Consider the following 7,509-nt stretch of genomic DNA (forward strand, 5'->3'; position numbering starts at 1 on the left):
CCTCGACCTCCTCGGCGTCCGTCTCTGACTGTTCCCAGTAGCCTCGCACCGAACCGCGTGTATCCGAGCACTTGCGCTCGCGTCCGGGGGAACTTCAGACTAACTGACGCCACCCCGGCGAGGTCTTCCCGAAGCGAACCATCGCGGCGGGGCCGGTGCCGTCTGCGCGAACACCGGCGCGGTCAGCGCGATCCCAGTGGCGACGAAGAGAAATCGACTTGGGCGTGTCACGCCGACCGCGCTGCCCGCCGGTCGCGGCCGCGGACCCATCCGATGGCGGCAACCTCGGGCAGAATCGGGGACCGCAGAACCGGTGCGGCCGCCGCGGGACCGATCTGCAACCGACCGGGAGGGCCGGCGCACGGCCGAGGCGCGGTCCCGCCCCGGAGGTGCGCACGCGCGCCTGGCGAGGACCGCGCGGCGACGCCGGCGCCGTCCGCTGCGCTTCGAGCCGGAACGCGCCGGGGGCGGCAGCGCGGCCGCGCGCGTCCTCGGCGACCGACGACGGGGCGGGGAGGCAGCGCCCGGCACGCTGCATCCCGGCGTGGCCTCGCCCGGTTCGGGCCGCAACGAATGCGCGCCGCCATCGTCCCGCTCGGCGGCCGATAGGCGACGAGTCGCTGGCTCAGATCGGCGCGACCGTCGCAGCCTCGACGGCAGCCGCCACCGCGCGCGCGAGCGCCGCGAGCGCGCGCCGCGCGTACGCGACCCACAGCCGTGTCTCCGGCCGCTCGGCGCTGTCGATGCAGCCGTACGTCAGATCGCTCGCGGGGCAAAAGATGCGCACGTGAAAGTGGTCGTCGTGGGGCGACGAGTCGACCGGCGGCTGCAGCAAGGCGGCGGCACGCTCGATTCGCTCGGGCGGCTCGCCCGCCTGGCGCGCGTAGGCGAGCAGTCGCTCCTCGAGCGGCGGGTACACGTAGATGAACTCGACATCGACGCCGGGGTCTTCGATGATCGCGCGAACGAGGGCCCAGTTGCGCGCGGCGTCGAAGTAGCGGCGAGAGTGGCGGACGCCGTGGCTGTCGACGGGTCGGCTCGATCCGTCGGCGCGGTATCGAACCATCGCATCCGCCGGCAGCGGGCGCCCGCGGCGATCGACGCCGAACATCAGCAGGTCGACGTCGCGTCCGCTCTGGTGCGAGCGGTGCCACGGCGTCCGCCCGCCGCGCCGCGGCGACAGATCGGCGACCCCGACGACGGCGCCGGTCTCGCGATGCACGCGGCGGCCGACGCGCTGGATCATCGCGACGAGTTCGTCGGTGCCGTACTGGTTCCCCCGCCGGATCCACCGGCGAGGAACGCGGTAGCCGTCGCCCTCGGGCGGCAACTGCACGCCGTTGCGCAACGATCCGGCGTAGGCCCACCCGTACGCGACGCTCGATCCGTCGTCGACCATCCCGACGCGCGCACACGCCGCAGCCGACAACGCGATCGCGATCGGAGCTGCGTGGACCACCCGCATAGTTCACTGGTACCGCGGCGGCGCGAGCAGAGCAAATCCGCGCCACCCCCTCTATACTGACACGAAGCGGGCCGACAACGGCCGTAAGTGGATGGGGTCGCGCGCACGACACAGTCTCGCCGTCGCGGTGGTCGCCGCGGCGGCTTGCGGCAAGCCCGCGGCAGCGCCGGCCGACGGCGGCGAGCTGGCCGCTCGCCCGGCCGACGCTGCCGCGCAGGCGACGCCGCCGGCGTGCAGTCCGCCGTTTCGCACCGCGGACCTGCCGCTGCCGGGCGTCACGGCCGACCAGCTGACGCTCGCCTATTGGCTCGATCGACTCGGGCAGTCCGCCGACCTGGACCGTCCGGTTCTCACGCCCGAGGAGGTCGACCGCCTCGACGCGGCGATCGCCATCCCGCGCGACGGCTACTACCCGCAGCGCGACCTGCTGGCTCCCGCCGACCTCGACGCGCTCGCGCGCAAGGTGCAGGAGCGTCGCGCGTGGGCTCGCGATCGAATCGACGGCGGCGAGTGGGTCGCGGCCGACGGAACGCCCGTCGGCGACGGCGCGCGCCGCGCGATCGACGCGGACGTGTCCCTGGCCGCCGCGCGCCCCACGCTGCGCGTCGCGCTCGCCGACCTGCTCGTGCGCTGCACGCCGATACCGCAGCCGCTGCTGCCGCCTTCGTTGGATCCGCGCCTCGATCGCAACGCGTGTTCGACGGTCCGCGCGCAGGACGGCGTGCGAGTCGTCGCGCGGTGGCCCAACGGCATGTGGCTGGTCGAGACGCGTCTGTCGTTCGGCTGGATCTCCGGCGATGCGCCGCTGTCGCCTCCCGTGCCCGCGCCCGTGCGCGCCGCCTATGAGCGCGGGCCGCGCGTCGAGACCACGGCACCGATCGCCGTCGGGAACCTTCGCATCGCGGCCGGCACGGTGCTGCCGGCTGCCGATCGGCGCGGGCGCCGTGCGTACGTCGCGACGCGCACGGGGTTCGTGCGCACACCCGCAGCCGCCGCTCGATCGTTGCGGCCGACGCGCCGCTCCGTGACCCGGCGTGCGGTGCTCGAGCGCGCATGGCAGTTCGTCGGGCGGCCCTACGGGTTGGGCGGAGCGGCCGGCGGGCTCGACTGTTCGCGGCTGCTCGTCGACGTGTTCGAGTCGTTCGGGTTGCATCTGCCGCGCCACAGCGCATGGCAGTCACGCGCCGGCTCGTTTTGGATCGACGTCGCGGGCGCATCGGACGCCGACAAGCTGCGCCTGATCGATACCGCTGCGGCCAAGGGCATCGCATTGCTGCACTTCCCCGGCCACATCATGCTCTACCTGGGCCGCGATCACCGCGGCGTGCCGCGGGTGTTGCACGCGCTCGGCGAGTACGCCGAGCGGTGCGACGGTGGCAGCGACCGGGTGGTGCGCGTCCCCGCCGTCACCGTGAGCGGCCTCGATCTCGGGCGCGGGTCTGGCCGGCGATCGCTGCTCGAGCGGATCACTCGCATCACCGTGATCGGCGGGTCGCCCGGCCCGGAGCTGCGCGGCGTCGCGACGTTCCGGCCGACACCCGCGCCCGCGATCCCGAAGGATCGCGCGTGTCACGACAGTCGCCGCGCGGCGATCTACGCGATGCCGGAGCGCCCCAACGCCGACCAGCCGCTGCGGATCGTGGCGGCGCTCGACCGCGATCCGGGCCCGGCGACGCTGGCGCTCGTCGACCCCACCGGGCGGCGTGTCGACGCCGGCGTCGTCCATCTCGGTGGGCCGCCGTTCGGCCTGGTGGCGACGGTGCCGCGCCCGCGCCGGGGCACCTGGAAGGCGGTGGTCGCCGACGGCGACGACGTGATCGCGTGCCAGCGCGTGCGGGTCGCCGGCCGCCGCCCTGTGCCGGCGGAGCCGAACGATGGGCCGGTGTGGGAGCCCGAGTACGCATGGCACGTGGGCAACGAGAACCTGTTTGCGCTGTGGGTCGAGCGCTTGTTCGACTACCCGGTGGACGAGGACCGCGTGTGGCCCGATCTGCATTCGCTGTTGCGAGACCCCGCGCGCAACCTGCTGTACGACTACCGCGGCCTGGGCGAGGACGAACTCATCGAACTCGGTCCCGACTGCGCCGATCTGCCGTACACGCTGCGCGCCTACTTCGCGTGGAAGATGCGGCTGCCGTTCCGCTATCGCCGATGCAAGCGCGCGCGGCCCGGCAAGCCGCCCGACTGCTCCCTGCCGGGCGGCGGCGACAATCTGATGAGTCGGCTCGAGCTGCGCGGCAAGGACGGGCAGATGGTGCCGCGGGACGACGTGACCGCGTTTTCGCTGTTCATCAACTATCACGTGAGTCGTGCGGTCCACTCGTCGAGCGGTCGCACGCATCCCGAGGACGAACTCACGGACTTCTACCCGGTGCCGCTCACTCGGCGCGCGCTCAAGCCCGGCACGCTCTTTGCCGATCCGTACGGCCACCTAATGGTCGTCGCCGACTGGATTCCCCAAGGGCTCGACCGCTACGGCGTGTTGGTCGCCGCGGACGCCCAACCCGACGGGACCGTCGGGCGCCGCCGGTTCTGGCGCGGCTCGTTTCTGTTCGACCCGGACGTGACCTCCGGCGGCGCCGGGTTCAAGACGTTCCGCCCGATCGTGTTCGTGCCCGAGCCGGCGGACGTACCTCTCGGCTCGGGGCCGCTATGGATTACGGCGGAGGAGGCGGAGGCGCGTGAGGAAGTGGAGGCGGCCGCGGCGCGCGGCGTCGCGCCTGCAAACGGTGCGGACTCGTCCGGCGTGCAGCCGGTCGCAGTGGCGCCGCGCGCCGCGGGTGCGCCGGCGGCGTCGAGCGGCCGCGGGACGCCGCCGGGCGCCGCGGGGGGATCTTCCGCGGCGACGGGCGGCCGCGCGTCTCCCTCCGGTGCGGGTTCGCCGCCGTGGACCGGCGGAGTCGACGACGCACCGGACGCGGGTGCGACCGTGGGCGGCGGGCCGCCGGAACTGCCGTGGGTCCACCGCATCGGTCGCTACCGGGAAATCGGCAACGAGGAACTCGCCAAGACCCGCCGCTACACCCGGTTCAGCTTGCAACAGTATCGCGGGTCGGCGGACGACTTCTATCGGACCGTTGAAGGGTTGATCAATCCGCGCCCGCTCGATCCGGTCGCGCGCCAGCGGGCGCTGGTCGATGCGCTCATGGAGGCGGTGTCGCGGCGCGTGACGTCGATCGCCAACGGAGAGGAGTTCATGGCGACGCACCGCGAGATCGTGCCCATGCCGGAGGGCGCGGCGATCTTCCTCACGAGCGGTCCGTGGGAGGACTACTCGACGCCATCGCGCGACTTGCGACTGCTGATCGCGATCGACAGCGTCGTTCGGTTCCCAGACGAGGTGCGCGCCGAGCCGCATCGCTTCGGCCTGCGGCCCGACGAGGTCGACGAGCGCGTCGCCCAGCTGCGCGCCGTGCTCGACCGCGAGCTGGCCGCACGGTCGTTTTCGTACGTGCGATCCGACGGGTCGACCTGGACGTTGTCGCTCGCCGACGTCGTGGAGCGCGCCGAGAAGTTCGAGATGGCGTACAACCCGAACGACTGCGTCGAGATCCGCTGGGGCGCTGCCGCCGACACGGAAGAGATGGCCACGTGCCGCCGGCACGCTCCCGACGACCAGCGTGCCCGCATGGAGGCGCTGCGCGGCTGGTTTCGCACGCGCAAGCGCCCGCCGAACTGACGCCGCGGCGGGGACAGCGACGGCGCCGGTCGATGGCGTGGCCGGGGAGCACTTCGGCCGGCGTTTCGGTGGGGCCGGATCGCGCGCGGTGGCGGTGACGCGCGGGGACCGCACGGCGCGGCCGTGCCGGCGGCCGGTCCTTCCGAGCTTCGCGGACCGAGCCCATCGCTCGCCCGCATGGTCGAGGATCCGGCGACCGCTGCCTCTCGCTAGACGCGTGGCGATACAATCGCCCGGTGACTGCGGACCCATACGGGATCCTGATCGAACTCGGCTATGCGGCGGGCATTGGCGCCCTCATCGGCATCGAGCGCGCGCACAGCGAGCGCTCTGCCGTCCTGCACCAGACCTCCGGCGGGAACGCCGTCGACGGCGATGCCAACGGCACGGCGGATGCCGGTGAAGGCGGCGGCCCGCGGGCCGGCGAAGGCGACGGCGGCCGGGCGGGCCGCGAGGCCGTGGACACTCCCTCCGGACAGGCGCATGCCGCGGCGGCGGCCGGCGCGCCGAACCCGGACGCCGCGGGCGCGGTCGGACTCGGGGTTCGGGCGGCCGGCGACGCACCCGTGGCCGAGGTTCTCGGCGCGCGCACGTTTTCCCTGCTCGCGGTGCTCGGATGGCTCGCCGGATATGCGTCCGGGCAGTTTCCCTGGGTCGTCGCCGCCGGTCTCGTCGCCGTCGCCGCGATGATGGCGGTGCGCCACTTGCGCGAGGTCGGCCAGGGCGTGACCACGGAAGTGGCCGGCGTGCTCGCGTACTTGCTCGGCGCCGCCGTGCGCTTCGACCGTTCCACCGCCGTAGCGGTCGGGCTTCTCACCACGCTGCTCTTGATCTCGAAGCCGTGGATCCACGGGTTGATGCCGCGCGTGCGCCGTGTCGACCTGACGTCGACGCTCCAGGTGCTCATCCTGTTGGCGGTCGTCATTCCGCTGTTGCCCGACCTCGCGGTCGACCCGTGGGGCGCGGTGGTGCCGCGCGAAATCGGCTGGTTCGTGTTGCTCATCGGCGGGATCAGCTACGTGGGCTACTTTTTCACCCGGATCCTGGGCGAACGCCGCGGTGCGGGGATCATGGGCGTGGTCGGCGGGCTGTCGAGTTCGACCGCGCTCACGACGGCAATGAGCCAGCAGGCTCGCGCGAACCCGGCCGCGATCCCGGCGGGGCAGCTCGCGACATTCGTCGCCAATACGATGATGTTCGGGCGCGTACTCGCAGTGGCGGCGGTGATCGCGCCGGAGCTGGCTCGCGAACTCGCGCCGTCGATGGTGGCGATGGGCGTCGTCACGCTCACGGGTGCCGCGTGGAGTTGGCGCGTGCTCGGCAATCGGACGCTCGGGTCGGAACAGACGGCCGCGCTGGCCAAATTGAAGAACCCGTTCGCTCTGCTGCCCGCGCTCCAGTGGGGCGCCATCATCGCGGTCATCCTGATCGCGGCCACGGTCGCGCACCAAGCGCTCGGCGACCGCGGCCTGTTCGTGGCGGCCGCCGTAGCCGGCGTGGCCGACGTGGACGCGATCACGCTCGCCGCGAGCCGCCACGTCACCGCCGCGTCGATCTCCAGCGACTCGGCCGCGACGGCGGTGACGATCGCCGTCGTGGCCAACACGATCTTCAAGGGGTCAGTGGCGCTCGCGATCGGTCGCCGCGCGTTCGGCGACCGGATCGCCGCGGTGTTCGCGATCGCCATCGTTGTGGGGCTCGGCATCGCGGTGGCCCTGTAACCGGTGTTGGCTCGCACGGCCATGTGCGCGGTCCGTGCGTCCACGTCACGGAGCGGCGTCGGCGCAGCGGTCGTAGCTGCCCGCGGCCGCCCGCGCCGGCGACTGGTATGGATCGTCGACGTAGGCGACTCGGCCGTCGGCGACGCGTACTTCGATCAGGTAGCAGTCATCCCCGACTCGGGCCGCCCACAGGTATGCGTCGACGTCTGCCTTGGTCGGTGGACCGAGTTGTGTATGCAACGTATGCTGCGCCTGCGGCCAGGGGTCGCCGACGCGCACGGCGCCCGCGGCGCGCACGATGGCGGCGGCCGAGGGTCCCGCCCGCCCGGCAGCGCACGCGGCCAATGCAAGTGCCAACGCGGTCGCGGTGGTTCGCATACGCGCACCCCGCTACACGGGCCGTGCCGGACACTGCGCGTGTGATTCTGCTGCGTTGCCGCGGAGGCTGCGTCCGGCTGTCCGGCGCGGACCCGGACACCGGCCATCAGACTTGCCGCCGCGCCGGCGGCGGTGCCCGGTGCGGCGCGGCGCGCGCGGCGCCCGCACGCCGGCGTGTGGGCGCGTCCTGTCGCTCGCGCCGGCGCGGTGGCCGCGCGGACGCGGCGCGTCCTGTCGCTCGCGCCGGCGCGGTGGCCGCGCGGACG

Annotated in this window: 4 protein-coding genes; 2 read left to right on the plus strand and 2 right to left on the minus strand. The window is 73.2% G+C overall.

Annotated features, from left to right (window positions below; genetic code table 11):
• Positions 1-625 precede the first annotated feature (625 nt).
• The gene (locus D6689_07675; protein RMH42600.1) at positions 626-1,465 is read right to left on the minus strand and encodes a hypothetical protein; all 840 of its coding nucleotides are present in this window, start codon (positions 1,463-1,465) and stop codon (positions 626-628) included.
• A gap of 91 nt (positions 1,466-1,556) precedes the next feature.
• On the opposite strand from D6689_07675, the gene D6689_07680 reads away from it, so the two are divergent.
• Together D6689_07680 and D6689_07685 are read left to right on the plus strand one after the other, a co-directional pair.
• Positions 1,557-5,144 (plus strand): hypothetical protein, encoded by a 3,588-nt coding sequence (locus tag D6689_07680; GenBank protein RMH42601.1) that lies wholly within the window; start codon positions 1,557-1,559, stop codon positions 5,142-5,144.
• A gap of 236 nt (positions 5,145-5,380) precedes the next feature.
• A complete protein-coding gene (locus D6689_07685) occupies positions 5,381-6,865 on the plus strand; it encodes a DUF4010 domain-containing protein (GenBank protein ID RMH42602.1) in 1,485 nt (494 codons plus the stop codon).
• 45 nt (positions 6,866-6,910) lie between these two features.
• On the opposite strand, the gene D6689_07690 is transcribed toward D6689_07685, so the two are convergent.
• Positions 6,911-7,162: a hypothetical protein gene (locus D6689_07690; GenBank protein RMH42603.1), complete on the minus strand. Its 252-nt coding sequence runs from the start codon at positions 7,160-7,162 to the stop codon at positions 6,911-6,913.
• Positions 7,163-7,509 lie beyond the last annotated feature (347 nt).

This window comes from Deltaproteobacteria bacterium (assembly GCA_003696105.1).
Taxonomy (GTDB): domain Bacteria; phylum Myxococcota_A; class Polyangia; order Haliangiales; family J016; genus J016.